Annotated in this window: 26 protein-coding genes; 17 read left to right on the forward strand and 9 right to left on the reverse strand. The window is 67.6% G+C overall.

Annotation, left to right across the window (positions count from 1 at the left end):
- Positions 1 to 100 precede the first annotated feature (100 nt).
- Positions 101 to 3,055, reverse strand: a complete 2,955-nt coding sequence (gene ligD, locus F7Q96_RS23405) for a DNA ligase D (RefSeq protein ID WP_053824429.1) — start codon at positions 3,053 to 3,055, stop codon at positions 101 to 103.
- Positions 3,056 to 3,656: 601 nt separating this feature from the next.
- On the opposite strand from ligD, the gene F7Q96_RS23410 reads away from it, so the two are divergent.
- The gene (locus F7Q96_RS23410) at positions 3,657 to 4,049 is read left to right on the forward strand and encodes a hypothetical protein (RefSeq protein ID WP_082371888.1); all 393 of its coding nucleotides are present in this window, start codon (positions 3,657 to 3,659) and stop codon (positions 4,047 to 4,049) included.
- 118 nt (positions 4,050 to 4,167) lie between these two features.
- On the opposite strand, the gene F7Q96_RS23415 is transcribed toward F7Q96_RS23410, so the two are convergent.
- Positions 4,168 to 4,380, reverse strand: a complete 213-nt coding sequence (locus tag F7Q96_RS23415) for a hypothetical protein (protein ID WP_053824427.1) — start codon at positions 4,378 to 4,380, stop codon at positions 4,168 to 4,170.
- A gap of 250 nt (positions 4,381 to 4,630) precedes the next feature.
- Between F7Q96_RS23415 and F7Q96_RS23420 the strand changes: the two genes are divergently transcribed.
- A complete protein-coding gene (locus F7Q96_RS23420; RefSeq protein ID WP_144425997.1) occupies positions 4,631 to 5,182 on the forward strand; it encodes a hypothetical protein in 552 nt (183 codons plus the stop codon).
- Positions 5,183 to 5,263: 81 nt separating this feature from the next.
- Entirely contained in the window at positions 5,264 to 5,611 is a 348-nt protein-coding gene (locus F7Q96_RS23425; protein WP_151023384.1) for a hypothetical protein, read from the forward strand.
- Positions 5,612 to 5,613: 2 nt separating this feature from the next.
- On the opposite strand, the gene F7Q96_RS23430 is transcribed toward F7Q96_RS23425, so the two are convergent.
- Positions 5,614 to 6,099, reverse strand: a complete 486-nt coding sequence (locus F7Q96_RS23430) for a phospholipase D family nuclease (protein ID WP_249041712.1) — start codon at positions 6,097 to 6,099, stop codon at positions 5,614 to 5,616.
- Positions 6,100 to 6,465: 366 nt separating this feature from the next.
- Between F7Q96_RS23430 and F7Q96_RS23435 the strand changes: the two genes are divergently transcribed.
- The 6 genes from F7Q96_RS23435 (at position 6,466) to F7Q96_RS23460 (ending at position 11,876) form a co-directional block, all read left to right on the forward strand.
- Positions 6,466 to 6,672 (forward strand): dodecin, encoded by a 207-nt coding sequence (locus F7Q96_RS23435; protein ID WP_053824425.1) that lies wholly within the window; start codon positions 6,466 to 6,468, stop codon positions 6,670 to 6,672.
- Between the two features lie 425 nt (positions 6,673 to 7,097).
- Positions 7,098 to 7,781 carry a 3-oxoacid CoA-transferase subunit A gene (locus tag F7Q96_RS23440; RefSeq protein ID WP_053824424.1) on the forward strand — a complete coding sequence of 228 codons (684 nt, stop codon included), beginning with the start codon at positions 7,098 to 7,100 and terminating at the stop codon, positions 7,779 to 7,781.
- A 40-nt stretch (positions 7,782 to 7,821) separates the two neighbouring features.
- Positions 7,822 to 8,469: a CoA transferase subunit B gene (locus tag F7Q96_RS23445; RefSeq protein WP_053824423.1), complete on the forward strand. Its 648-nt coding sequence runs from the start codon at positions 7,822 to 7,824 to the stop codon at positions 8,467 to 8,469.
- Positions 8,470 to 8,556: 87 nt separating this feature from the next.
- Entirely contained in the window at positions 8,557 to 9,759 is a 1,203-nt protein-coding gene (pcaF, locus tag F7Q96_RS23450; protein ID WP_053824422.1) for a 3-oxoadipyl-CoA thiolase, read from the forward strand.
- Between the two features lie 314 nt (positions 9,760 to 10,073).
- Positions 10,074 to 10,805: an SDR family NAD(P)-dependent oxidoreductase gene (locus F7Q96_RS23455; RefSeq protein ID WP_053824421.1), complete on the forward strand. Its 732-nt coding sequence runs from the start codon at positions 10,074 to 10,076 to the stop codon at positions 10,803 to 10,805.
- Between the two features lie 66 nt (positions 10,806 to 10,871).
- Positions 10,872 to 11,876: a Bug family tripartite tricarboxylate transporter substrate binding protein gene (locus F7Q96_RS23460; protein ID WP_053824420.1), complete on the forward strand. Its 1,005-nt coding sequence runs from the start codon at positions 10,872 to 10,874 to the stop codon at positions 11,874 to 11,876.
- A 302-nt stretch (positions 11,877 to 12,178) separates the two neighbouring features.
- Here the strand turns inward: F7Q96_RS23460 and F7Q96_RS23465 are convergent, their stop codons facing one another.
- Positions 12,179 to 12,400, reverse strand: coding sequence for a hypothetical protein (locus F7Q96_RS23465; protein WP_053824419.1), 222 nt, complete (start codon positions 12,398 to 12,400; stop codon positions 12,179 to 12,181).
- Positions 12,401 to 12,620: 220 nt separating this feature from the next.
- Between F7Q96_RS23465 and F7Q96_RS23470 the strand changes: the two genes are divergently transcribed.
- Positions 12,621 to 13,163 carry a PadR family transcriptional regulator gene (locus tag F7Q96_RS23470; RefSeq protein WP_053824418.1) on the forward strand — a complete coding sequence of 181 codons (543 nt, stop codon included), beginning with the start codon at positions 12,621 to 12,623 and terminating at the stop codon, positions 13,161 to 13,163.
- Positions 13,164 to 13,230: 67 nt separating this feature from the next.
- Here the strand turns inward: F7Q96_RS23470 and F7Q96_RS23475 are convergent, their stop codons facing one another.
- From F7Q96_RS23475 to F7Q96_RS23485, 3 genes are all read right to left on the reverse strand, one after another.
- Positions 13,231 to 13,641, reverse strand: coding sequence for a type II toxin-antitoxin system PemK/MazF family toxin (locus tag F7Q96_RS23475; RefSeq protein WP_082371824.1), 411 nt, complete (start codon positions 13,639 to 13,641; stop codon positions 13,231 to 13,233).
- Positions 13,642 to 13,650: 9 nt separating this feature from the next.
- The gene (locus F7Q96_RS23480; RefSeq protein ID WP_053824417.1) at positions 13,651 to 13,923 is read right to left on the reverse strand and encodes an AbrB/MazE/SpoVT family DNA-binding domain-containing protein; all 273 of its coding nucleotides are present in this window, start codon (positions 13,921 to 13,923) and stop codon (positions 13,651 to 13,653) included.
- 263 nt (positions 13,924 to 14,186) lie between these two features.
- Positions 14,187 to 15,176 (reverse strand): NAD(P)H-dependent flavin oxidoreductase, encoded by a 990-nt coding sequence (locus F7Q96_RS23485; RefSeq protein WP_053824416.1) that lies wholly within the window; start codon positions 15,174 to 15,176, stop codon positions 14,187 to 14,189.
- A 252-nt stretch (positions 15,177 to 15,428) separates the two neighbouring features.
- Here F7Q96_RS23485 and F7Q96_RS23490 point away from each other — a divergent pair, with 252 nt between their 5' ends.
- Together F7Q96_RS23490 and galE are read left to right on the forward strand one after the other, a co-directional pair.
- Complete coding sequence (locus tag F7Q96_RS23490) at positions 15,429 to 16,448, forward strand: tyrosine-type recombinase/integrase (RefSeq protein ID WP_053824716.1); 1,020 nt, start codon at positions 15,429 to 15,431, stop codon at positions 16,446 to 16,448.
- Positions 16,449 to 16,507: 59 nt separating this feature from the next.
- Positions 16,508 to 17,527, forward strand: coding sequence for a UDP-glucose 4-epimerase GalE (gene galE, locus F7Q96_RS23495; RefSeq protein ID WP_053824415.1), 1,020 nt, complete (start codon positions 16,508 to 16,510; stop codon positions 17,525 to 17,527).
- A 137-nt stretch (positions 17,528 to 17,664) separates the two neighbouring features.
- Here the strand turns inward: galE and F7Q96_RS23500 are convergent, their stop codons facing one another.
- Positions 17,665 to 17,970 (reverse strand): H-NS histone family protein, encoded by a 306-nt coding sequence (locus F7Q96_RS23500; RefSeq protein ID WP_006577758.1) that lies wholly within the window; start codon positions 17,968 to 17,970, stop codon positions 17,665 to 17,667.
- 158 nt (positions 17,971 to 18,128) lie between these two features.
- Entirely contained in the window at positions 18,129 to 18,461 is a 333-nt protein-coding gene (locus tag F7Q96_RS23505) for a hypothetical protein (RefSeq protein ID WP_144425996.1), read from the reverse strand.
- 304 nt (positions 18,462 to 18,765) lie between these two features.
- Here F7Q96_RS23505 and F7Q96_RS23510 point away from each other — a divergent pair, with 304 nt between their 5' ends.
- From F7Q96_RS23510 to F7Q96_RS23530, 5 genes are all read left to right on the forward strand, one after another.
- A complete protein-coding gene (locus tag F7Q96_RS23510; RefSeq protein WP_151023386.1) occupies positions 18,766 to 20,706 on the forward strand; it encodes a putative bifunctional diguanylate cyclase/phosphodiesterase in 1,941 nt (646 codons plus the stop codon).
- A 216-nt stretch (positions 20,707 to 20,922) separates the two neighbouring features.
- Positions 20,923 to 21,318 (forward strand): response regulator, encoded by a 396-nt coding sequence (locus tag F7Q96_RS23515; RefSeq protein ID WP_082371822.1) that lies wholly within the window; start codon positions 20,923 to 20,925, stop codon positions 21,316 to 21,318.
- A gap of 225 nt (positions 21,319 to 21,543) precedes the next feature.
- Complete coding sequence (locus F7Q96_RS23520) at positions 21,544 to 22,026, forward strand: chemotaxis protein CheW (protein WP_053824413.1); 483 nt, start codon at positions 21,544 to 21,546, stop codon at positions 22,024 to 22,026.
- Between the two features lie 34 nt (positions 22,027 to 22,060).
- Complete coding sequence (locus F7Q96_RS23525) at positions 22,061 to 23,725, forward strand: methyl-accepting chemotaxis protein (protein WP_053824412.1); 1,665 nt, start codon at positions 22,061 to 22,063, stop codon at positions 23,723 to 23,725.
- Positions 23,726 to 23,908: 183 nt separating this feature from the next.
- Positions 23,909 to 25,118: methyl-accepting chemotaxis protein (locus tag F7Q96_RS23530; RefSeq protein WP_151023387.1), on the forward strand; the 1,210-nt coding region annotated here is incomplete at its 3' end.

Consider the following 25,118-nt stretch of genomic DNA (forward strand, 5'->3'; position numbering starts at 1 on the left):
CCGAAGTGGCAAGAACCATGCCCTCGTTTGTCCGACACGGAACCGCCGCATGATGCACGGCGGAGGCGAAAGGGGAGGGCGGGGCGCCGGTCGGGGGGCTTCAGCCGTTGCCGAGGCGCCGGATGGCGGCGGTCAGCGTCTGGCGCGTGCTGCCGTAGTCCGCCCAGGGATCGGCATGCTCGGTCTCTTCGATGCGCGCCAGCGCGTTGGCGATCGTCCATTGCGCGCCCGAGCGCAGCGCTGGCAGCTCGTCCCAGCTGCAGGGGATCGACACGCCCAGGCCCGGCCGGGCGCGCGCCGAGAACGCGGCCACCGTGGTGGCGCCGCGCCCGTTGCGCAGGTAGTCGATGAAAATCTTGCCGACGCGGTTGCGCGGCCCGCTCTTGGAGACGAAGCGCTGCGGGATGGTCTTCGCCATATGGACGACCAGCGCCTGGGCAAAGTCCTTGACCTCGTCCCAGCCGAGCCGGCGCGCGATCGGCACCACCACGTGCAGGCCCTTGCCGCCGCTGGTCTTCAGGAACGCCGTCAGCTCGAGCTCGTCGAGCATGCCCTTGGTCAGCGCGGCCGCCTCGACCACATGCTTCCAGGGCACGCCCGCGCCGGGGTCCAGGTCGAAGATCACGCGATCGGGCTTTTCGATCTGGCGCTTGTCGGCGTTCCACGTATGGAACTCGATCACGTTGAGCTGCGCCGCGGCGACGATGCCGGTCTCGCTGGCGACCTCGATCATCGGCGGGTGGCCCGGCCACAGCGACGGATCGAGCCGATTGACGCCGGCGATGTTGAAGGTCTCGGCATGCTTCTGGAAGAACAGCTCGCCGCCGACGCCGGACGGGCCACGCAGCACCGCCAGCGGGCGGCCGCGCAATTCCGGCAGCATGCGGGGCGCGACCGCTTCGTAGTAGCGCACCAGGTCGCCCTTGGTCGCGCCGGTCGACGGATCGATGACGCGATCGGCATGGCTGACGCGAACGTTGCCGATCTGCTGGCGGCCGGAGGAGGACTTCGTCGCTGCAGCGGGTTTGTCCGACGGCGGCGTATCGGCGCTCTCAGCCCGGTCGGCGTGGGCCGCCTTCCTGGCGGACTCCGCCGGTTTGTCGCCGGCCTTGTCCTTCTTCCCCTTGCGCGCTGTCGCCGCGGCTTTCGCCTCGCCCACGCTCTTGCCGGGGGCCGGCATCGCCTTTTCCTTGCCGATCGCGCTGGCGCTCTTGTCCGACCGCAAGCCATGGAACACCGCATGGCGGATCAGCCCGTCGCGCGTCCACGAGCCGAACGACACCTCGGCGACCGCCTTCGGCCGAACCCAGATGCCCTTCACGCCTTTGGCGATTGCCGGCATCTTGTCGAACGGGGAGGCATCGGTGCGCAGGGCATCGAGCTTGGCGCGGATCGTATCGAGCGTCTTCGTGTCGAAGCCGGTGCCGACCTTGCCGGCATAGATCAACCGGCCCGATTCGTCGTGGATGCCCAGCAGCAGCGCGCCCAGGCCGTTGCGCGTGCCCTTGGGCTCGGTGAAGCCGCCGATCACGAACTCCTGCCGTTCGCTGCATTTGAGCTTGATCCAGTTCGGCGAGCGCGCGGACACGTACGGCGCATCGACACGCTTGCCGATCAGCCCCTCGAGCCGCAGCCGGCAGGCCGCGCTGAGAATCTCCTCGGGGCCGGCTTCGAAGCTCTCGCTGAAACGCAGGTGCGCCGACACGTTGTGTTCTTCGAAGAGTCGTCGCAGCAGGTCGCGGCGCTCGACCAGCGCGACCTGGCGCAGATCGTGGCCGGCATAGAAAGGGATGTCGAACACGAAGAACTGGATCGCATCGGTGCGCTCGCTGTCGAAGGCGTTCTGCAACGCCTGGAAATCGGTGCTGCCGTCCTTGTCGACGATGACGATCTCGCCGTCCAGCCACGCCGATGGCAGGTTCAGCGTGCCGAGCTCGCGCGCCAGCGTCTTCAGCTTCGATGTCCAGTCGTGCCCGTTGCGCGTGAACAGCTTGACGTCGCTGCCCTCGATGCGGGCCAGCACGCGATAGCCGTCGAACTTGAGCTCGTAGATCCAGTTCTGCGCATCGACGGGCGGGCCTTGCACCAGCGTCGCCAGTTGCGGCGCCAGCGTCAGCGGCAGCGCCGCGCGCCTCGCGGCGCTCGGCAGTTGGATTGCGCCGGCGGCGGACCGGCCTTTGCCGGCCGTCTTGCCGGCGCTCTTCCCAGCTGCCGCCCCCTTGCCCGAAGCCGATCCTGTCGCGGCTTTCGCCGCCGTCCGCGGCGCCTTCCTGGCCGCGGTGCTGGTCGCGCTCTTCGCCGATGCCTTGCGCGCGCCCTCGTCGTCGGCGCTCGGCGTGCCACCCCCGAGCACGCTGTCCGGCATCGCCTCGGTGATGTCGAACTCCGCCGCCGGCCGCGCCGCATCGTCGCGCTCCTTGATCAGCAGCCACGGTTCCTGCCGTTCGTCCCGGCCCCGCATCCGTACCAGCGTCCAGGCGCCATGCAGCTTCTCGCCCTGCAGCTCGAACTTCAGCTTGCCGTCGCGATAGCCCTGATGCGGATCGCCGATCGGTACCCAGGTGCCGCGGTCCCAGACGATCACGGTGCCGGCGCCGTACTGCCTTTCAGGGATCACGCCTTCGAAGTTCGCATATTCGAGCGGGTGGTCCTCGACGTGGACGCTCATCCGTTTGTCGGCCGGGTCCAGGCTTGGACCCTTCGGAATGGCCCAGCTCTTGAGCGTGCCGTCGAGTTCGAGGCGGAAGTCGTAGTGCAGGCGGCGCGCCGCGTGTTTCTGCACGACGAACGACAGCGCTTCGGCGGTTTTCGCCGCGGCACGCTGGGCGACCGCGCGGCCGGCCGGTTCCGCCGTCGTGCCAAAGTCGCGCATCGTGCGATAGCGCTGCAGCGGGTCGGGATTCGCGCCTCGCGCCGCGCGCGGTGCCGCCGGACGCGCGGCGGCGCGCGACGTCGACCGTGTGGCCGCGCCTTTGGCCGCGGCTGCAGGGGTCTGCTTGCCGGTTCGCTTCGCTGCGGCCTTGGCCGGCTGCTTTGCTGCTCGCTTTGTCGCCATTGCGGCCGCTCCTCGATCGGAACACGCGGAATTGCGTGGCCCTGGTCCTTCGCGTCAAGCGCGGCATTTGAATTGCCGTGATTTCGCTTGAGATTTCGCTTGTTATTTCGCTTATAGGCAATCGGAATGCGGCGATCCATCGGCCACCGTCCTACATCGGCAATGACCGGAACGATCGCCACCATGGCGGGATAGCGGGGGCGAGCGGATCCGCATGACGAACAGCGGGCATGTTGCCGCGCTATGGGCGCTGCCGCACAGACGCCGCCGTGCACATCCTGCATGGCCGAGTAAAAAGTACGAGCGAGACGCATCGCGAGGCGGGGTTTCGGGCCGCGGCAGCGTGTCGCCGTGGCGCGGCGTCAGGCACTTGCCGCGAGCCCTTGCGTCACCGTGGCGCGCGGCCGAATGTGTCGGCCTCGCGTGGAACGCCTCGCGTTTCTGGCATGTGTTTCGCGTCATCGAGATCGTAGGCCGGGTCCTGCGCGGGGCATCGCCGTGCCGGCAGGACCTGTTCGCGAACCCGCCTGGCGCGGTCGCCGGCGCGCCGCCAATGCGGGCGTTACGTGGCATGCGCGGGCCAGTCTCAGGAGTGAACAACATGACGAAACACCACCTCGTACGCAGCGCCGTCGCGGCGCTGGCATTGACCGGTTCCTGCGTGGCACTGGCGCAGGTGCCGGGTGACCGCGGCGCTGCCACCGGCACCGCGCCGGGTACCGCACCGGCGGGCCAATACGATCCCGCCAATCCGGCCGCGGCAGGCACGCGCGATCCGTACAGCAGCGGCGCCCGCGTGGGCGACAACTTCGATCCGTACACGCAGGGCACCAACCAGCCGACGCAGCAGTATCTGGCGCCGGCGGGCACGCAGCCGATGCCGATGAGCGGCAGCTACGACGCGCGCATGGAGAATCACGACACGCACTATCACGACCTGTCGACGCTGGGCTCGCGCGTCGGCAAGCGCAGCCAGTTCCTCGACGGAGGTTGATCGGCCGGCTGCATCGATTCGAGTACCGGAGACAGCAAGGAGCGCGGCGGGCATCGGCCCGCCGCGCTCCTGTCGTTTCAACGAGGCCGCCACTAAATGCCGTCGATTCGGTGTCCCTCTATCGCAGCGGCGGAAACACGTACCACGAACCGTCGCGATGACGGAAGAACACGATCGACAGCCGTTTCCCCGCGCGTTCGAAGCCGATGCACGCATAGGGCACGCGGCGGCTGCCGGTATGTCCGAAACCGGTGACCCGGCATGGGTGGCTGGCCGACAGCGGCAGCCATTTCTGCGCGGCCTCGCGCAGCGACGTCGTCTTGCCTTGCATCGCACGCTCCCCTTGATGTTGGTCACGCGATGCCGCGCTCGCGAATGCAGCGCGGCGGCGCGATCTTGCGTTCCTGCTTACCAGCGTAGAAGCGACGGCGCGCGCGACACGTCGGCTTGACCCGCAGCGCGGCCTCGGCGATCGGCGGATTGCGTTGTCAGCGAATGACCACAGCGATGCCGTGCGGAATTTTCACGCGTCGTAAGAAGGGGAGGGAAGGGGAAGAAAAAAGGGACGCATCCGCGTCCCTTTGCTGCCGACAGAAGGCAGTGCCGATCATCGGCAATTACCGCTCGCGGTTCTGGCCCGACTGCCCGCCCGAGGACTGCTGGCCGGGCTGGCCGCTGGTGCCGGACTGCTGCTGTTGCTGGCCGCCGCTCTGGCCGCCCATGCCGCTTTGCTGACCGCTCTGCCTGCCGCCTTGCTGCTGCTGGCCGCCTTGGCCACCCATGCCGCCCTGCTGGCCGGCCTGGCCGCCGCCTTGCTGCGACTGGCCGCCCATGCCACCCATGCCGCCTTCGCTCTGGCCCATGCCGCCCTGCTGACCGCCCTGGCGACCGCCTTGCTGTTGCTGACCGCCCTGGCCGCTTTGGTTGCCCATTCCGCCCTGTTGGCCGGTCTGGCTGCCGCTCTGCTGATGCTGCTGAGACGATTGGCCACCCTGGCCCATGCCACCCTTTTCGGTGCCGCCTTGCTGCGCCTGCGGTTGCTGTTGCTGTTTCATTGCTGGTCTCCATCAGCGGCGAAATGCCGCGCCTTGGTGTCGTGCAATGGGCGTGCCATCGCGTTGCAACATCAATGAACGCCGGCCGATCGGGCGCGACACGGCGCAGGTATGGCGTTTGCGTGTCATCGATGGTCAACATTCGGTCAGGGAGGGCATATGACCAAGCAACCGACGCATCCGGAACGCGAACCTCGGCAGGGCCAGTCCGGCGGACGGCCACAGGGCGAGACGACCGGAGTCAGGACGGCACAGGGAACCAGCGAGGGGCCGGGACCGCTGGCAGAGCAGTCGCGGCCGGACCCCGGCACGCTGCCGCAGAAGGGTGGCGGCGAACCGATGCCGCGCCTGCCGCACGAGCGCGACGAATCGCATCAGAGCCAGCACACCGGCAGCCGGCCGGTGGGTCGTCAGGCCGCGCGCGATATCGAGCGCGGACTCGAGGAAACCGATCTGTACGGCTCGCGCGGGCGCCGCGGCGGCGCGGCCGCGGAGGACAACGATTGAGCCTAGTACGGCAATGACAGCCGATGCCGGCTCTGCCAATTGTCGACGTAGCGCTTGACCAGACGTGCATCGCCGCGAATCAGGATGCCGTTCTCGGTGTTGCGCTCCTCGGCCGATTTGGTGAAGTTGAACGAGCCGGTGAAGACCGCCTCGCCGTCGAAGATCATCACCTTGTTGTGCGCGATCGCGGGGCGCGAGTCGATCATCACCTCGATGCCCTGGTGCTTCAGAAACGTGGCACTGGTATAGCGCTCCGACACCTGGCTCTTGTCGAGGATCACGCGCACATCGACGCCGCGCTTGCGCGCCTGCATCAACGCCTCGGCAATCGGCTTGCTGGTGAACGAATACGCCTGCACCAGCACGCTGCGCCGCGCATGGCGGATCGCGTCGACCAGCATGGCCTGGCAGCTTTCGCCATCGGGCGTGAAGCACAGCGCGTAACTGGCGCCATCGGCGAAGTTGCGCGCGCCGTCAGGGAGGGCCATCGGTGCTTCGCCGCTGCGGGGCAGGATGCGTGCGGACGCGGCGGGCGCCAGCACTGTAGAACAAAGCAGAACGGACAACAGGGCGCCGGCGACGATGGCGGGCGCGCGAAACACAAAGGACATGAGACCGCGTGAAGGCATTGCCGCGGAGCGCGCCGCTCGCGACAACGGTAGCCAATTGAATAACGAATCGAAATGGAAACGTTGCGAGGCGGGGAAGTTAGCAGCGTGAGCACGCAAAGGCAAGGCGGTTGGAACGGCCCGGCACGGCTGCCTATGATGAAACGCGTGTCGGCACATGCCGACGCCGCTCGGTTATCCCAAACCTGGCGCCAGTAGCGCGGCGCCCAATCCTGGAGACAAGCGATGTCGAATCACACCTACAAGCTCGTCGAAATCGTCGGCACGTCGCCCGACGGCACCGATGCCGCGATCCGCAGCGCGCTGGCCAAGGCGTCGGAGACCATCAAGAACATGGATTGGTTCGAGGTGGTCGAGATGCGTGGCCATATCGTCAATGGCCAGATTGCGCATTACCAGGTCACGTTGAAAGTCGGCTTCCGCGTCGAATGAGCGTGCCGCACGGTCGGCGCCGCGCATGCCGCGGTGGCCGCCGCCGTGTTCGGTTCTTTCCTTCCGTTCTTCCCTCCGTGTTCTTCGCTGCCGCGCGGCTGTCTTGCGGAAGCGGCGAGCGGCATCCGGTTTCCAGGCCTTTCTTGCGGGCGCCGGGCCACTGCCTTGACCCCGCCACCGCACGGGTGTAACCTTTGCGCTCGGTGTTCATTCTGCGAATTGAAGTTCGTATAGCGAACACCAGCAAGAACAAGAGTCCGCAAGACGGACCACCGTTTGACTGCTAGGGCCTTTATGGGCGCCGCCACGGCGCGCCCGGAACCACGCCAGGCAGAACCCTCCGGAGACGACGCTTCCAGCGACCGCCCAATCCTCGGGCGGCGGGCTCCGGCCGGTCCGGCCAGGCCATCTCGACTGGAACGCAATTGATCAACAAGCTCTTCGACTCGGTGGAATCGGCGGTGGCCGACATCCATGACGGCGCGACCATCATGATCGGCGGCTTCGGCCTGGCCGGCATGCCGGCGCAACTCATCGATGCGCTGATCGCCCAGGGCGCGCGCGACCTGACCATCGTCAACAACAACGCCGGCAACGGCGAAACGGGCCTGGCCGCGCTGCTCAAGGCCAAGCGCGTGCGCAAGATCATTTGCTCGTTCCCGCGCCAGGTCGATTCCTACGTGTTCGATTCGCTGTACCACGCCGGCCAGATCGAGCTGGAACTGGTGCCGCAAGGCAACCTGGCCGAGCGCATCCGCGCCGCCGGCGCCGGCATCGGCGGTTTCTTCACCCGCACCGCCTACGGCACGCCGCTGGCCGAGGGCAAGGAAACCCGCATCATCGACGGCCAGGGCTATGTGTTCGAGTCGCCGATCCACGCCGACTTCGCGCTGATCAAGGCCGACACCGCCGACCGCTGGGGCAACCTGACCTACCGCAAGACCGCGCGCAACTTCGGCCCGATCATGGCGATGGCCGCCAAATGCGCGATCGTGCAGGTCAGCCGCGTGGTCGAACTGGGCGAACTGGATCCGGAGCACATCGTGACGCCGAGCCTGTTCGTCAAGCGCGTCGTCAAGGTCGACGCCGCTGCCGCCAACGCCGCCTGACGCGCGGACGCGCCCAACCCGCATCGAAGAGAGAAGCGATATGCAACGCCTGACCCGCGATCAGATGGCCGCCCGCGTGGCCCGAGACATTCCGGACGGTGCCGTGGTCAACCTCGGCATCGGCCTGCCCACCCTGGTCGGCAACCATCTGCCGGCCGACCGCGAAATCCTGCTGCACAGCGAGAACGGCCTGCTGGGCATGGGCCCCGCGCCCGCGCCCGGCGAGGAAGACGGCGACCTGATCAACGCCGGCAAGCAGCCGGTCACGATCAAGCCGGGCGCCTCGTATTTCCATCACGCCGATTCGTTCGCGATGATGCGCGGCGGCCATCTTGACTACTGCGTGCTGGGCGCGTTCCAGGTGTCCGCGACCGGCGACCTGGCCAACTGGCACACCGGCGCGCCGGGCGCGATTCCGGCCGTCGGCGGCGCGATGGATCTGGCGATCGGCGCCAAGCAGGTGTTCGTCATGATGGAACACCTGACCAAGCAGGGCGAGAGCAAGATCGTGCCCGAATGCACGTATCCTCTGACCGGCATCGGCTGCGTGACCCGCATCTACACCGATCTGGCCACCATCGACGTGACACCCGACGGCCTGGTCGCCCGCGACCTGGTCGAAGGCCTGTCGTTCGAAGAGCTGCAGCGCCTGACCGGCGTGCCGCTGAAGCAGGCGCAGCCCGCTTGATCCTTCACCCGATGCCCGACCCGATGGCGGCGGATCGCACTGGCCGATACCGCTGCCGCCACCACTGAAACCAAGGACGAGACAACCATGACCGAAGCCTTTATCTGCGACGCGATCCGCACCCCCATCGGCCGCTACGGCGGCAGCCTGTCCGCGGTGCGCGCGGACGACCTGGGCGCGGTACCGCTGAAGGCGCTGATGGCGCGCAATCCGAACCTGGACTGGAGCGCCATCGACGACGTGATCTACGGCAACGCCAATCAGGCAGGCGAAGACAACCGCAACGTCGCCCGCATGTCGCTGCTGCTGGCAGGACTGCCGCAGAGCGTGCCCGGCGCGACCATCAACCGCCTGTGCGGCTCGGGCATGGACGCGACCGGCACCGCCGCGCGTGCGATCCGCGCCGGCGAAGCCGGGCTGATGATCGCCGGCGGCGTCGAGAGCATGAGCCGCGCCCCGTTCGTGATGGGCAAGGCCACCAGCGCGTTCTCGCGCGATGCGCAGATCTTCGACACCACCATCGGCTGGCGCTTCATCAACCCGGCGATGCGCGCGGCCTACGGCGTGGACTCGATGCCCGAGACCGCCGAGAACGTCGCCACCGACTACAAGATCAGCCGCGAAGACCAGGACCTGATGGCGCTGCGCAGCCAGGAAAAGGCATCGCGCGCGCAAGCCGACGGCACGCTGGCGCAGGAAATCACCGCGGTCACGATCCCGCAGAAGAAGGGCGATCCGATCGTCGTCGAGCGCGACGAGCACCCGCGCGCCACCAGCATGGAAGCGCTGGCCCGGCTCAAGGGCGTGGTACGTCCGGACGGCACCGTGACCGCCGGCAACGCCTCGGGCGTCAATGACGGCGCCTGCGCGCTGCTGCTCGCCAGCGAGGCCGCCGCTCGCCAGCACGGCCTGACGCCGAAGGCCCGCATCGTCGGCATGGCAACCGCCGGCGTGGCGCCGCGTGTGATGGGCATCGGCCCGGCGCCGGCCACGCAGAAGCTGCTCAAGCAGCTGGGCATGACGATGGACCAGATCGACGTGATCGAGCTGAACGAAGCGTTCGCCGCGCAGGGCCTCGCGGTGCTGCGAGAGCTCGGCGTCGCCGATGACGATGCGCGCGTCAATCCGAACGGCGGCGCGATCGCGCTGGGCCATCCGCTCGGCATGAGCGGCGCGCGCCTGGTGACCACCGCGATGTACCAGCTGCACCGCACCGGCGGCCGCTTCGCGCTGTGCACGATGTGCATCGGCGTGGGCCAGGGTATCGCGATGGTGATCGAGCGCGTCTGAGCGGCGCCCGCATTCGCAGCGCCGAGAGGACGCTCGAGCTGCGCAAGCCGCTCGATCCGCTCAAGTTTCGCGGCGCGCCTGCCGTTGACCGAGGCAGGCGCCGACGCTCAGCGCTGCGACAGATTTCCCAACGCAGTTGGTGCGGCCGGGCCGACTGGCTCGCCGGTCCGCCGCACGCTTTCTTTGCGCCCGAATTCGCGCGGCAGTTCCGCGGCGGCATTCGATCGGTTTCCCGCCGCATGCGCTGCTGAACTTTCGCTCAATTCCTGCTGAACCTTCGCAGTACCGGTTCCGTACCGGCATGGAGTAATCGGATGTCTCTTCCCGTTGCCACGCTCGTCACCGGCGCCAGTTCCGGCATTGGCCGCGCCATCAGCGAAATGCTGCTGGCCGATGGCGTGACCCGCGTCGTCAATGTCGACTATGCCGCCCCGGACTGGTCGCATCCCAACATGACCTTTGTCCAGGCGGACCTGACCGATGCCGCGGCCACGCGCGCGGCAGCCGCCGAGGTGACGTCGCGTTTCGCCATCACGCGCCTGGTCAACAATGCCGGCGCAACCCGTCCCGGCACCGCCGATACCGCGACCGTCGAGGATCTGGATTACGTAGTGGGCCTGCACCTGCAGGCCAGCCTGCTGCTGACGCAGGCCTGCCTGCCCGCGATGCGCGCCGCGGGCTTCGGCCGCATCGTCAACATGGCCTCGCGCGCGGCGCTGGGCAAACCCGAGCGCGTGGTCTACTCCGCCACCAAGGCGGGCATGGTGGGCATGACGCGCACGCTGGCAATGGAACTCGGCGGCGACGGCATCACCGTCAACGCGGTCGCGCCCGGCCCGATCGCCACCGAACTGTTCCGCCGCAGCAACCCCGAGGGCAGCGAGCAGACCAGGCGCATCCTGGCCAGCATCGCGGTCAAACGCATGGGCACGCCCGAGGACGTGGCGCGCGCCACGCTGTTCTTTCTCTCTCCCGAAAACGGTTTCGTCACCGGACAGGTGCTGTACGTCTGTGGCGGTACCACGCTGGGCGTCGCACCGGTCTAGGCGCGGCCCCTATTACAAGTCGTGGCCCGCATGGACGGCCACCGAGGAAACTCCCTGGAGCATACGATGAAGTTCAAGTCGCAACCGTCGCAGGCGCGCCGCCGCCTGCTGGCCGCTGGCGTCGCGCTGGCTACCACGTTCGCCGGCGTCTCCGGCGCTGCGTTCGCGGACACCTATCCGACCAAGCCGATCACGATGATCGTGCCGTTCTCGGCCGGTGGCACCACCGACATCCTGGCCCGCATCGTCGGCCTGCAGCTGGGCAAGGCGCTCGGCCAGCCGGTGGTCATCGAGAACCGTCCGGGCGCGGGCGGCAACATCGGCGCCTCGCTCGCCGCCAAGGCACCCGCCGACGGCTACACGCTGTTCATGGGCACCATCGGTACCCACGCGATCAACCAGTCGCTGTACTCGAAGCTGCCGTACGACCCGGTCAAGGACTTCGCGCCGATCACCCGGGTCGCGATGGTGCCGAACCTGGTGGTGGTCAACCCGAACGTGCCGGCCAAGAGCGTCAAGGAGCTGATCGCCTACGTGAAGGCGAATCCGAACAAGATCAGCTACGGCTCGTCGGGCAACGGCTCGTCGATGCACCTGTCGGGCGAACTGTTCAACTCGATGACCGGCCTGAACATCCAGCACGTGCCGTACAAGGGCAGCGCCCCGGCGGTCAACGATCTGCTGGGTAACCAGATCGGTCTGATGTTCGACAACCTGCCGTCGTCGTACCAGCACGTGAAGGCCGGCAAGCTGCGTCCGCTGGCCGTGACCTCGGCCAAGCGCTCGCCGGCGCTGCCGGACGTGCCGACCGTCGCCGAAGCCGGCGTGCCGGGCTATGAAGCGACCTCGTGGTTCGCGCTGTACGCCACCGGCGGCACGCCCAAGCCCATCATCGATCGCCTGAACGCCGAAGTGGTCAAGATCCTGGCCATGCCGGACGTCCAGAAGCAGATGGCGGGTCAGGGCGCCGAGCCCAACCCCGAGAAGCCCGAACAACTGGCTGCGTTCATGAAGAGCGAAGCGGCCAAGTGGGCGAAGGTGGTCAAGGCCTCTGGCGCGACCGTGGACTGATCGTCGCGGGGCTTCGCGCGCCAGGCGCGCGGCGCCACGACAGAAAGCCGGCCTTCGGGCCGGCTTTTTTCATGGGCGGCACGGCATTCGGATCGATGCCGGCGGGACACTTCCGGGAATGCGGCACGGAATGCGGTGTTGACTGCCGGCGCTCGCTACCGGCGGACCGCGCCGGCAAAAAAAAGCTCGCGACTGGCAGCGAGCTCGAGTTCCGGCCCACCCGGGCAGGAGGAGACATCGTTGGCGCGCGGGCAGCAGCTGCCGCGGCCTGGGCGTCGGGCGGGTTTGGGTTGGGTCTGGGCTCAGTTCAGGCTGACCTTGACCACCTGTTCCTCGACGCCGACAAAGCGAACCAGCTGGCGCAGCCCGCTGGGATACTCCTTGATGTGATGGCCTATCGGGGTATCCGGCAGGCGGTAATAAATGGCGCTGGACGGGGCGGCGATTCGGCCTTCCACTGCGGAGGGACCGTCGCCTTCCCAGGGAATATCCCGCTCCTCGGCGAGATCATGCGATCCGGGCATGGCGGCTGTTCCTGGTCAAATGCGGCTTTGTCTCCAATGTATTGCAGCACCAGCCGATTTGCTATTTCACCTTTTTTAATTCTGGCCTAGCCATCGGCTCGATTTGTCATATTGCGAGCAATAGGGTGCAGGGCCCAGCCGATGGCTTGCGCGCCGCCTCCATGCGCTAACATTGGCGCTTTGCGCGCACTCCGGCGCGCATTCCGCTCCCATCGCCCGCATGTCGATCCAGCACGCCCTTCTGACCTCGTTGATGGAGAAGCCCTCGTCAGGCTACGAACTGGCGCGGCGCTTCGACAAGTCGATCGGCTATTTCTGGCATGCCACTCACCAGCAGATCTATCGCGAACTTGGCCGCATGGCCGAACGCGGCTGGATTGCCGCGCAAGACGACGAAGGGGACGTGCGCAGCCGCAAGAAGGTCTATCGCGTGCTGCCGGCGGGCCGGGAGGAGCTGGTGCGCTGGGTGCTGTCGCCGACGGCCGGGCTGGATCAGCGCGACGAGATCCTGGTCAAGCTGCGCGCCGACGCGGTGGCCGGCCCGCTCGGACTGGGCGACGAGATGCGGCGGATGATCGCGCTGCACGAGGAAAGGCTGGCAACCTATCGCGCGATCGAGCAGCGCGACTTCGCCGCTCCGCACCCGGACCGCGCCCAGCAGCTGCGGCATGCGCTGCTGCGGCGCGGGATCCGTTACGAAGAGGACTGGGTGGCGTGGGGCACGGCGGTGTTGCCGTTGCTGGAGCCGGAGGGCGGGCGGTAGCCCGCGCGGCAATGGTGTTGTTGCCCGCCATCGCCGCACCAGGATGTCGATATGGAATGGGACTTCGCTAACCGATACCGCAGATCGCTGCCACCCGCAGCCGAATCTCTTTGAGTTCCTGTTCGGTCGCGCATTGCCCATCATAGCGGGCACTTCGGGCGATCCAATCCAACGTGGTGATTTGATCCGGCAAGGCCGCGCATTCGCGCGGCATGCCCGATATACGCACTTGCATGCGGGCACGAGCGGTGCCGGCGGGCGCGAGAGAGGTCGTCAGCGGAACCCCGATAAAGCGCTTTGTCGGGCCGTTGATTCCTGCCGGCGACAACACCAGTATGGGCCGGAAGCCCGCTTGTTCATGTCCCTTCGTTGGATCGAGGCTCATCCACCAGATTTCACCCGTTTGGGGAACTCGATGCTGAACGTCGGCCGTTGCGAACGCGCCGATTGCCGTGCCGCTCGTCGTGGTTGATCGCATAGACAATCATCAGTCGTTATCAGGATTGCCCGCGGCACCAAATTCATTGCCTACCGGAGCTCCCCAATCAACGGTAGCCTCGACCTCATGCCCGGCTTGCAGTTCGAGGATGAACTCCTCCAGCGAGAAGGAAGGCTCGGCCTTCTTCTCCAGGACCAATTTCCCCTCAAGTACCGTCGCCTCTATCACCGCGTTCTCAGTGATATTTGCTTCTTCAGCCAAGTACGACGGAATGCGAAGAGCAAGACTGTTGCCCCAACGCTTCACTGTCAATGCGGTCATTAGCTGTTCCTCCACTTTCAAACTTCGCGCGTGAGGAGAGCCCCCCGTGATCTGGTCGTCATGTTCGGGGAGCGGGACCGCAGGCTATATCGCGGACAGCTCCATTCTTTAGCTCCACCGTCAACCAATTCATAACTTTGGTAACGGGACGGCTGCGGTGCGGCGTCCTCACGTATCTACAGTGTAGATACGTGAATAGGGGGTGTCAATCTGGCTCACTGCAATGGAGACGGGGGCCAGGACGGTCCCCCGTCCGGTTTCGTTTACACCAGATCCCTCACCCCAACGCCCGCGCCGACGTCAGCCAGCCCCAGCCGGCGGCGGGCCAGCGCGTATTCCTCGGCGAAGCGGTCGACCAGGTCGGCGGCGGGTACCACGCGCTTGATGGCGCCGACGCCCTGGCCGGCGCCCCAGATGTCCTTCCAAGGTTTGACCCGGTTCGAGCCGAAGTTCATCGCGGTCGGGTCGGAGGCGGGCAGCGCTTCCGGATCGAGGCCGGCGTTGACGATGCTCTGGCGCAGGTAGTTGCCGTGCACGCCGGTGAACAGATTCGAATAGACGATATCGCCGGCGGTGCTGTCCACGATCATCTGCTTGTAGGCCGGCTGCGCATTGGCTTCCTCGGTGGCGATGAAGGCCGAGCCGATATACGCGAGGTCGGCGCCCGCGGCCTGCGCCGCCAGGATGCCGTTGCCGCTGGCGATGGCGCCCGACAGCAGCAGCGGACCATCGAACCACTCGCGGATCTCATGCAGCAGCGCGAACGGCGACTGCGTGCCGGCATGGCCGCCGGCACCCGCGGCCACCGCGATCAGGCCATCGGCGCCCTTGTCGATCGCCTTGTGGGCAAACGTGTTGTTGATGATGTCGTGCAGCACGATGCCGCCGTACGAGTGCACCGCCTGGTTGACTTCGACGCGCGCGCCCAGCGAGGTGATCACGATCGGCACCTTGTAGCGCACGCACAGCTCCAGGTCGTGCTCCAGCCGGTCGTTGGACTTGTGCACGATCTGGTTGACCGCGAACGGCGCAGAGGGCCGGTCCGGATGCTTGGCGTCGTGCTCGGCCAGCTCCGTGGTAATGCGGTCCAGCCACTCCTCCAACAGCGAGGCCGGCCGTGCGTTGAGCGCGGGGAAGGAGCCGACCACGCCGGCCTTGCATTGCGCAATCACCAGATCGGGGTTCGAGATGATGAACAGCGGCGAGCACACCACCGGCAGGCGCAGGCGTTGCAGGAGCGGAGGAAGGGACATGGCGGCCTCGGTTCGAAAAGAAGGGTTGTGGTCGTTGGATGGCTGCGGTCGATGGCTGCATCGATATGCAACCAGTTGCATAGTGAGTCGAAAGTTAGCACGGCCTTCGCCGGCTTTCAATAGCGGCGACCACGGCCATGGCGCGCTGTGACGCCTGCGCCGGGCGATTACCGTACGGTGCCGCGCATCCGCTGCGTGGGGACGCGGTGGCGCCTTGTCTACAATGTGCCCAATGAATCAGCAGGAGTGCAGGTGAGCGACGATCCTCGACCGGCAACCGGAACCCGCCGCGATCTGTTCGAAGGCAATCTGGCGGACTGGCATGCCGATCCCGAGCGGGCCTTCGATGGCTGGCTGGCGATCCATGGCTTCGGCCATGGCACCGCGGTCGTCTATCGCGCGATGTGGGGCAAGCTGCTGCGCTGGTCGCGCGAGCATGGCGTCGCGCCGCTGTCGTGGTCTGCCGCCCAGATCGGCGCCTTCCTGGATGCCGAGGGGCTGCACAAGCGCCATCGCTATCGCTATACGCGGCTGATCGAGCGCGTCTTTCATTACCTGTCGCTGCAGCAGGCCGGCCTGCATAACCCGGGCAGCCAGGCGGCAAGAGCCCATCTGGCGGATGGCGACAACGATCCGACGCCCTTTCTGTTGCCGGCCGAGCGCGACGCCGTGGTGGCGCGTGTGCTGGAACCGGTCACGATGCCGGACGCCAATGCGACCCCGAGCCCGACCGCCTGGAAACGCGCGCGGGATGTCGCGGTGGTCGCCGCGATGCTGGGCGCCGGCCTCAAGGTGGGCGAGGTGCGGGCGCTGCGGCTCGACAGCATTGCGGCGGACGCCAGCGAGCTGCGGCTGACCCGTACCGACAACGGCCGCACCTATCGCGCGCCCGTGTTCGACTTTGCCCGCCGGCCGTTGCTGGCCTGGCTGGCGGTGCGAGAGGCGGGCGGCACGCTCGGCACGCTGGTGTTTCCGGCACAGCCCGCGGGGCGGCCGCTGCACGCCGCCTCGCTGTACCGGCGGGTCGAGCAGTTGCTGGACGAGGCCGGCGTGCTGGACGGACGCACCGAGCGCGCCTCGCCGCAGACGCTGCGCAACAGCTATGGCGCGCTGCATTTCGAGGCCGGCGCCGAGCCGGCCACCGTCGCGCAGTATCTGGGCATGCGCGATCTGGAGTCGGGCTGGCGGCTGCACGCGGCGTATACCGCCTGGCAGGCGCGCAGCGGCCAGCTTGCCGCGGCCGGGGCGGCATCGCCGCCCGGGTTACCATAACGCCCCTGACGGCGGCGGCTCGGCCCCGCCGTCCGCATGTTCAATCGATAAAGTTCACGATGCCAGACACTCTGCTGCTGACCGGTGCCACCGGCTATATCGCTTCGCATACCTGGGTTGCACTGCTCGCGGCCGGCTACGATGTGGTCGGGCTGGACAATCTGTCCAACAGCAACCGTGCGGTGGTCGACCGGATCGCCACCATTTCGGGCCAGACGCCGCGGTTCGTCGAGGGCGACGTGCGCGACCGCGCCCTGCTGGACCGGGTGTTCGCCGAGCACAGGATCGCCGGCGCGATCCATTTCGCCGCGCTGAAGGCCGTCGGCGAATCGATGGCGCAGCCGCTGGCCTACTACGACAACAACCTGAACGGCCTGCTGACGCTGTGTGCGGCGATGCAGGCGGCCGGCGTCAAGACGCTGGTTTTCAGTTCCTCGGCCACCGTCTATGGCAATCCGCATGCGGTGCCGATCCGCGAGGAGTTTCCGCTGTCGGCCACCAATCCGTACGGCCAGACCAAGCTGATGGGCGAGCAGATCCTGCGCGATCTCGAACGCGCCGATCCGCACTGGCGTATCGCCTATCTGCGCTATTTCAATCCGGTTGGCGCGCACGAAAGCGGGCTGATCGGCGAGGATCCGGGCGGTGTGCCGAACAATCTGATGCCGTATGTGGCGCAGGTGGCGGCCGGCCGGCGCGAGCGCCTGATGGTGTTTGGCGGCGACTATCCGACCGCGGACGGCACCGGCGTGCGCGACTACATCCACGTCTGCGATCTGGCCGACGGCCATCTGGCGGCGCTGCGCTATCTGAACGAGCGCGGCGAGGGGATGACGGTCAATCTGGGAACCGGCCGCGGTTACAGCGTGCTCGAGGTGGTGGAGGCGTATCGGCGCGCCAGCGGCAAGCCGATCCCGTATGAGATCGTCGCGCGCCGCCCCGGCGATATTGCCTCGTGCTATGCGGACCCGGCATTGGCACAGCGCCTGCTGGGCTGGCAGGCGCGTCACGATCTGGACCGGATGTGCGCGGACTCCTGGCGCTGGCAGTCGATGAATCCGCTGGGGTTTGCGTCCTGATCTGGGATTGCGGCAACAATGGAAAACCGGGCCTGGTTTGGCCCGGTTTTTTTATTGCTCCGCGGCGGCCCCGAATGCCCGGGGGCCGCGGGTCGCCGGTGTAGTGACGCCGCAAGGCGTCCCGGCCGATGCTGCGTTTATCGCACCAGGAAGTCGTCGATCGATTTTCCGGAGGCCAGCGCCTGGGTCAGCCAGCCGGGGCGCTTGCCGCGGCCCGTCCAGGTATTGCCAGCGCTGTCACGATAGCGCACGGGCACTTTGCGCGCGGTTTTCTTGCCGGGTACCGCCTTGCTGCCAAAACCGAGATCTTCGGCGGTCAAGCCATATTCTTCGATTTTCTTGCGGATATCGTCGATTACCGCCGCCTGCTCTCGAGCCTTGATCTCTTCGGCTTGCTTCTGCAATTCGTTGATTTTCTGAACGATTTCCTGATAGGTTGCCATTTTGAGACCTCTGATTACGGTGGGCGAGATGAACGGCATGAATTATAACGGCCTGCGATAGCGATGCAAATGCTGGCGCAGGTTGAAACCGATTTTTGACAAAATCGGTCACGAAACCTTTCATGATGAACTTTTCACACGCCGATCTGTCGCCTGCGTCATCTCTGGCGCCATTCCGGGCGATGGCAGCCTCGCCGGCGCGGTTTTGCGACGCCATCGGCCTGGCTCTTTCGTTTGTCGCATTCGTTTTGAGCAATATGGCGCGGTAAAACGGATGCGATGTTGCCCTCGTCGCGTTTCCATTGCCCGTCGGCGTCGCCGATCACCGCCACGGAGCTGCGCGCCGCCATTCCCCGATTCAAGTAATCCGCCCCGGCGGTCGATATCCCCACAGCATGGGCTGTCGCCCGGCAGGTTGGCGGACTGTCCGCCGCTATTGATCGATCCGAGTCGTCCCATGTCCTTGCGTCGCCCTGTTCCGTCTTCGTCATCGAATGTCCGCGCGCGGCCTGCCGCCGGCGCGAACGAAGCCGGGGAACGTGCGACGGCGGAGGGGCGCCTTCGTTGCAATAAGGTGACGCCGCGTGCACTACGCGCGGTGGCTATGCTAACGTCCCGGGCGGTGCGTGGCCGGCTGCCAACCGCAGTCGGCGCATGCGCTGTGCGCCGGGGCCCCGCACCACGATTCGCCGCGTTCGACGCGGTTCGGCAATACCCAGGGCGTCCCGTCGCCGGCCTTCGGGCCGGATCCTGACGGCGCGCCATCTACACGCATTCCGCAGCGCCCCCTTCGATATGAGTTTTAGCGTTCTGCTGCTCGCCATCCTGCTCGGCATCGCCGTCGGCCTTCGCGCTGCCGGCCGCGGCCGCGATGGGACGGGATGGTCCGGCCGCATGATGGCCCTGACCGCGGGGCTGGTGTCGCAGGCGTCGATCGGCCTGCCGGTCTGGGTCGTGTTGCTGTCCGGCTCGGTGCCGCGTTCGGCCGAGTGGTCGCAGGCGCTGGCCGCGCTCGTTGGCGGCATCGCCACGACGGTGCTGGCGCAATGGCTGCACCGGGCGCTGGCGTACTGGCGCGGTGCCGCGATGCTCGCGACGCTGGCCGGCGCGGGCGTGATCGCCGCGGCCGGGATCGGGCTTGGCCACCAGTGCGGCGGCGCCAGCTCGCGCACCGCCTGCATCGATGCGGTGAACCTGCTGCATCCGGCCTGGTTCGGCCTGGGCCTGGCCGTGCTGGGCACGGCGGCGTTCGCGCTGTTGTCGTTGCTGGACCGCCGCCATGCGCCGCAGCGCGAGCGCGACGTGCTGCTCAGCGATGCCGGCGAGCCCGAGGGCGAGCGCAGTGGCAGTGCGCCGCCGGGTTTGCCGACGCGCATCGTGCGTCGGCTCAACGGCCGCATCCCCGGCCGGCTGACGGTCCGCCCGGTGGGCCGCGGCCAGGCGACGGTCGGCGAATACAGCGTGGCCACCGACGTGCCGGACCGCGCCGCGTTCGCCCGCTGGCTCGACCAGTCGATCGCCCATGCACGGCTGGCCGAGACCAGCTGTGCGGTGCTGCTGATCCATATCGCCGACTTCCGCGAGGTCGATGAAGTCTTCGAGGTGCGCGCCGACGACATCCTCGCGCAGGACGCCAGCGTGCTGGCCCAGGCCGCGCTCGAGCCGCACGACTTCCTGGCCCGCCTGGCGCGCGACGAGTTCGCCGTGGGCGTCCCGGCGCTGCTGAACTCCAATCGCGCGCACGAGCTCGGTTCGCGCGTGCTGGCATCGATCTCGGAGTTCGTCACCGCGCGCGGCCTGCAGATGCAGATCGGCGTCAATATCGGCATCGCGGTCTACCCACGCGATGCGCAGAGCTCGGAAGGCCTGATGCAGGCGGCGCGGGTCAGCCTGTCCGAGGCGCGCGAATCTGGCTCGAACCAGGTGCGCACCTTCAACTCCGCCGCCGGCGAGCGCGCCCGCCGCATGCGGGTGATCCGCCGCGATCTGTGGCTGGCGATCCAGGATGACGGCCTGTCGCTCGAGTACCAGCCGAAGTTCGACGTCGACGCGCGCACCGTGGTGGGTGCCGAGGCGCTGTGCCGCTGGCGCCATCCGACGCTCGGCGCGGTCAATCCGGCCGAATTCATCATGGTGGCCGAGCAGTCCGGTCAGATCGACAAGCTCGACGACTGGGTCATCGCCAGCGTCTGCCGCCAGGTGCGCGAGTGGCAGGACGCCGGCCTGCCGGTGGTCCCGGTTGCCATCAACGTGTCGGGGCTGCGTTTTGCCAGCCGCGACTTCCCGCAGTACCTGCTCGAGCAGATCCACCAGCACGACATTCCGCCGTCGGCGATCACGCTCGAGATCACCGAGACGGCGGCGATGAAGGACATCGCGCAGTCGCTGGAGACGCTGACCGAACTGCAGGCGCTCGGCATCCACGTCGCGCTGGACGACTTCGGCAGCGGCTATTCCAGCCTCGGCTATCTGAAGCGGCTGCGGGTCGGCACGCTGAAGATCGACCGCACGCTGATCGGGGGCCTGGAGTCGGATCCGCAAGGCCGCGCCATCGTCGGCTCGATGGTCGCGCTGGCGCACGAGCTGCGCATGCGCGTGGTGGCCGAAGGCGTCGAATCGCAGGCCCAGCTCGACATCCTGGCGCGCATGGGTTGCGACGAGGTGCAGGGCTATCTGCTGGCCCGCCCGATGGAAGCGCCCGGCTTCGCGGACCTGCTGTCCAGCCCGCGCCGCTGAACGCCGCGCGCGGCCACACCGTGCGCTAAAGGAAGCGCGCCGGGCCGCCGATAAGCCTGATTGGCGCACAGCGCCGCGGTATGGGACCGAGCCCGGTCCGATATGGCGGCCCGCGCCGCAGCGATGCGCCGGCAGGGGCCGGCGCCGACCAGCATAGAACACGGATCGCCCCGCGCCGTCTGCCGGCCGATCCGCCGCCGTTTCGAGGTAGCCGCCATGCCAGCTCAACGCATTCTTGTCGTCGACGATTCGCCCTCCCTGCGCCGCATGATCGCCGCCTGCCTGCGCGCCGGCGGCTACGACGTCGCCGAGGCAGCGGACGGCGACGAGGCGCACGCGGTGGCCGAGGCCGCACCGCCAGCGCAGCCGTTCGACATGCTCGTCACCGACCAGGTGATGCCGGGCATGGACGGCCTGACGCTGATCCGCCGGCTGCGCGCCGCGCCGCGCTACGCGGCGATGCCGATCCTGATGCTGACCACCGAGGCCGACGGTCAGATCCGCGCCCAGGCCCGCGAGGCCGGCGCCAGCGGCTTCCTGCCCAAGCCCTTCGATCCCGACCAACTGATGCAGTCGGTCGCCGCGCTGCTATCCCCCTCCGAAGAGGGGTAAAAGCGGCCGCTTCCGACCCTTCAGTCGCGCATCGGATCTGCCGATAACCAGCAAGGGGCGAGGCGCGCGGTCAGTGCGCGCCCTTGGAGCCGCGCCATCGCGGCGCCATCGCCATGCAATTGCCAGGGCAGTGGCCACGCAGTGGTCGATAAAGGCGGTCGGGCCGGCTGGGGTGCACTCCGCCAGCGCGCAACGACGGCCACAACCGGGGAGCGGGAGCGCAAGATGAACGTCAGCAGCAAGACCGAAGGAAGCGGCGAGGAGTTTCTCGCCTTCACGCTGGGCCGCGAGGAATACGGCGTCGACATCCTCAAGGTCCAGGAAATCCGCGGCTACGAGGCGGTCACGCAGATTGCCAACGCGCCGGCCTATCTGAAGGGCGTGATCAACCTGCGCGGCACCATCGTGCCGATCGTCGATCTGCGCATCAAGTTCCAGCAGCAGACGGTCAGCTACGACCAGTACACGGTCGTCATCATCGTCGATCTGAACCACCGCACCACCGGCATCGTGGTCGACGGCGTCTCGGACGTACTGACGCTGACTCCCGCCCAGATCAAGCCCACGCCGCAGTTCTCCGGCAATCTCGACACCGAATACATCCGCGGCCTCGGCTCGGTCGAAGACCGCATGCTGATCCTGGTCGATATCGAGAAGCTGCTGGCGACCGAGGAACTGGCCGCCATCGAAGCCGCCGCCGCGGCCTGAGGCGCGCCCCGAACGAATCGAGCAGCACAACGTCATGAGAAACAACCAGCCTGTCACCGCGCGCGAATACAAGCTCGCGCCCAACGATTACCTGATCTCGCGCACCGACCTGAAGGGCCGCATCACCTTCGCCAACCGCGCGTTCATCGAGGTCAGCGGCTTCACCGCCGAGGAACTGCTCGGCGCGCCGCACAACCTGGTGCGCCATCCCGACATGCCGCCAGAGGCGTTCGAGGATCTGTGGCGCACGCTGCAGGCGGGCCGCTCGTGGGTCGGGCTGGTCAAGAACCGCCGCAAGAACGGCGACTACTACTGGGTCAGCGCGACGGTGACGCCGACCCGCGTCGACGGACAGACCGTCGGCTACACGTCGGTTCGCTCGATGGCGAGCGCCGAGCAGATCGAGGCGGCGCAGGCCGCGTACGCGCGCATTCGCTCGGGCAACGCCGCCGGCATCCGCATCCGCGAAGGCGTGGTGGTCCGCCGCGGGCCGCTCGGCTGGGTCGACGGCTTGCGCCGGCTGGGCCTGCGCGGCCGCATCATGCTGTCGCAGGGCGTGGGCCTCGCATGGTTCCTGGCCGCGCTGGCCGCGTTCGAGCTGCTGGCCGAGCCGCAGACGCGCGCGGCACTGCGGCCGTGGCTGTGGGGCGGCTTCGTACTGGCCGGCCTGTCGGCGATGGCCACCGGCGCGGCGCTGCTGGCGATGGTGCATCGCCCGATGCGCGAGATGCTGGACTTCGCGCTGCGCCTGGGCGCGGGGGATCTGGCCACGCGCTACGAGTTCTCCAGCAACGACGAGATCGGCGCGCTCGCCAAGGCGATGCAGACGATGCAGCGCAGCCTGCTGTCGGTCGTCCATGAAATCCAGGAAGGCATGAGCGCGATCGCCACGGCGACGCGCCAGGTCGCCGCGGGCAACAACGACCTGTCGCAGCGCACCGAGCAGCAGGCGGCCTCGCTGGAAGAGACCGCGTCGAGCATGGAAGAGCTGACCGGCACGGTGCGGCAGAACGCCGACAACGCGCGCCAGGCCAGCGGCCTGGCGGCCAACGCGTCGGAGACCGCGGTCAAGGGCGGCGAGGTGGTGGGCCGCGTGGTGCAGACGATGGACGAGATCAACGGTGCGTCGAAGAAGATCGTCGACATCATCGGCGTGATCGAGGGCATCGCGTTCCAGACCAACATCCTGGCGCTGAACGCGGCGGTGGAAGCGGCGCGCGCGGGCGAGCAGGGCCGCGGCTTCGCGGTGGTGGCCGGCGAGGTGCGCAGCCTGGCGCAGCGCAGCGCGAACGCGGCCAAGGAGATCAAGGGGCTGATCGGCGATACGGTGGCGCGGGTGGACAACGGCTCGGCGCTGGTGGGCCAGGCCGGCCAGACCATGGGCGAGATCGTGCAGGCGGTCAAGCGGGTGACGGACATCATGGGCGAGATCAGCGCGGCGTCGGCCGAGCAGAGCTCGGGCATCGAGCAGGTGAACCAGGCGGTGGCGCAGATGGACGAGGTCACGCAGCAGAACGCGGCGCTGGTCGAACAGGCCGCCGCCGCGGCCGGCTCGCTCGAGGACCAGGCCGCGCGGCTGCGCGACGCGGTGGCGGTGTTCCGCGTCAGCCTGAACGCCGAGCCGCGCCCGCTGCGTCCGCGCGCGGGTGCGGCGGACGCGGCGCAGAAAGCAGCGGCGCCGCGACTGGCACGCGCATGAAGATCGGCATTTGACGGGCGATCGGGCACGGACGCCGGCAGGCGCCGGGCACCGATCCCAGCACGGACAGCAGTATCAACCGGCGCGACAACGAAGCCGGAAAGCAAGCCGGCAAGCGCACCGATCGCTGGCGATCGGCGCCGCATCCGGCCGGACGGTCATCCAGAAGAAGAGGTAGTTCTCATGCAATGGTTCAAGCAACTGCGAGTCGCGACGAAGCTGGTCGTCGGCTTTCTGATCGTTTCCGTCATCGGCATGGCGATGGGCCTGCTGGGGGTGGTCAATATGGGCCGGATGACCGAGTGGACCAGCCGGATATACAACACCGACCTGCAGGCGCTGAAGGCCGTGCAGGACGCCAACATCAATCTGCTGTACGCCAGCCGCGCGCAGATCGCGCTGCTGTCGGCCTCGACGATGGGTGAACGGACGACCGAGAAGACGCTGATCGAAAAATCGTTCGGCGTGGTCGACGAGCGCATCAAGCAGGCCCGCAATTCCTTCCAGACCGAACAAGGTCAGGCGCTGATCAAGCAATTCGACGCGATGCTGCCGGCCTATCGCGACCGCATGGCCAAGTACGTCGAGCTGGTCTCGCGTCAGCCGCTCGATACCTCGCAGTTCGAGAGCCAGGTGTTCGAGGAAAGCACGGCGCTGCTCAAGGATGGCCATGCGATCGAAGAACTGATGTTCAACATGGTCAAGCGCCGCGATGCCGGTGCCCGCGCCAACATGGAAGAGGCGCAGGGTGTCTACGAGAGCTCGCGCCTGTGGATGCTGGCGTTGGTGCTCGGCGGACTGGCGGTGTCGTTGCTGCTGGGCGTGTTGCTGGCCCGCGCGCTGTCGCGGCAGCTGGGCGGCGAACCGGCCTACGCGGCCTCGATCGCCTCGCGCATCGCGGATGGCGACTTCTCGACCGAGATCAAGCTGCGCGCCGGCGACCGCGGCAGCATGCTGTACGCGATGAAGCAGATGCAGCTGCAGCTGTCGGGCATGGTGCAGGAGTTCAAGGCCGCGGCCGAGTCGATCGCATCGGCCTCGCGGGAAATCGCCGCGGGCAACAACGACCTGTCGCAGCGCACGGAGCAGCAGGCGGCCTCGCTGGAAGAGACGGCCTCGAGCATGGAAGAGCTGACCGGCACGGTGCGGCAGAACGCCGACAACGCGCGCCAGGCCAGCGGCCTGGCGGCCAACGCGTCGGAGACCGCGGTCAAGGGCGGCGAGGTGGTGGGCCGGGTGGTGCAGACGATGGACGAGATCAACGGCGCGTCGAAGAAGATCGTCGACATCATCGGCGTGATCGAGGGCATCGCGTTCCAGACCAACATCCTGGCGCTGAACGCGGCGGTGGAAGCGGCGCGCGCGGGCGAGCAGGGCCGCGGCTTCGCGGTGG

Origin of the sequence: Cupriavidus gilardii (genome assembly GCF_008801915.1) — a bacterium.
GTDB lineage: Bacteria > Pseudomonadota > Gammaproteobacteria > Burkholderiales > Burkholderiaceae > Cupriavidus > Cupriavidus gilardii.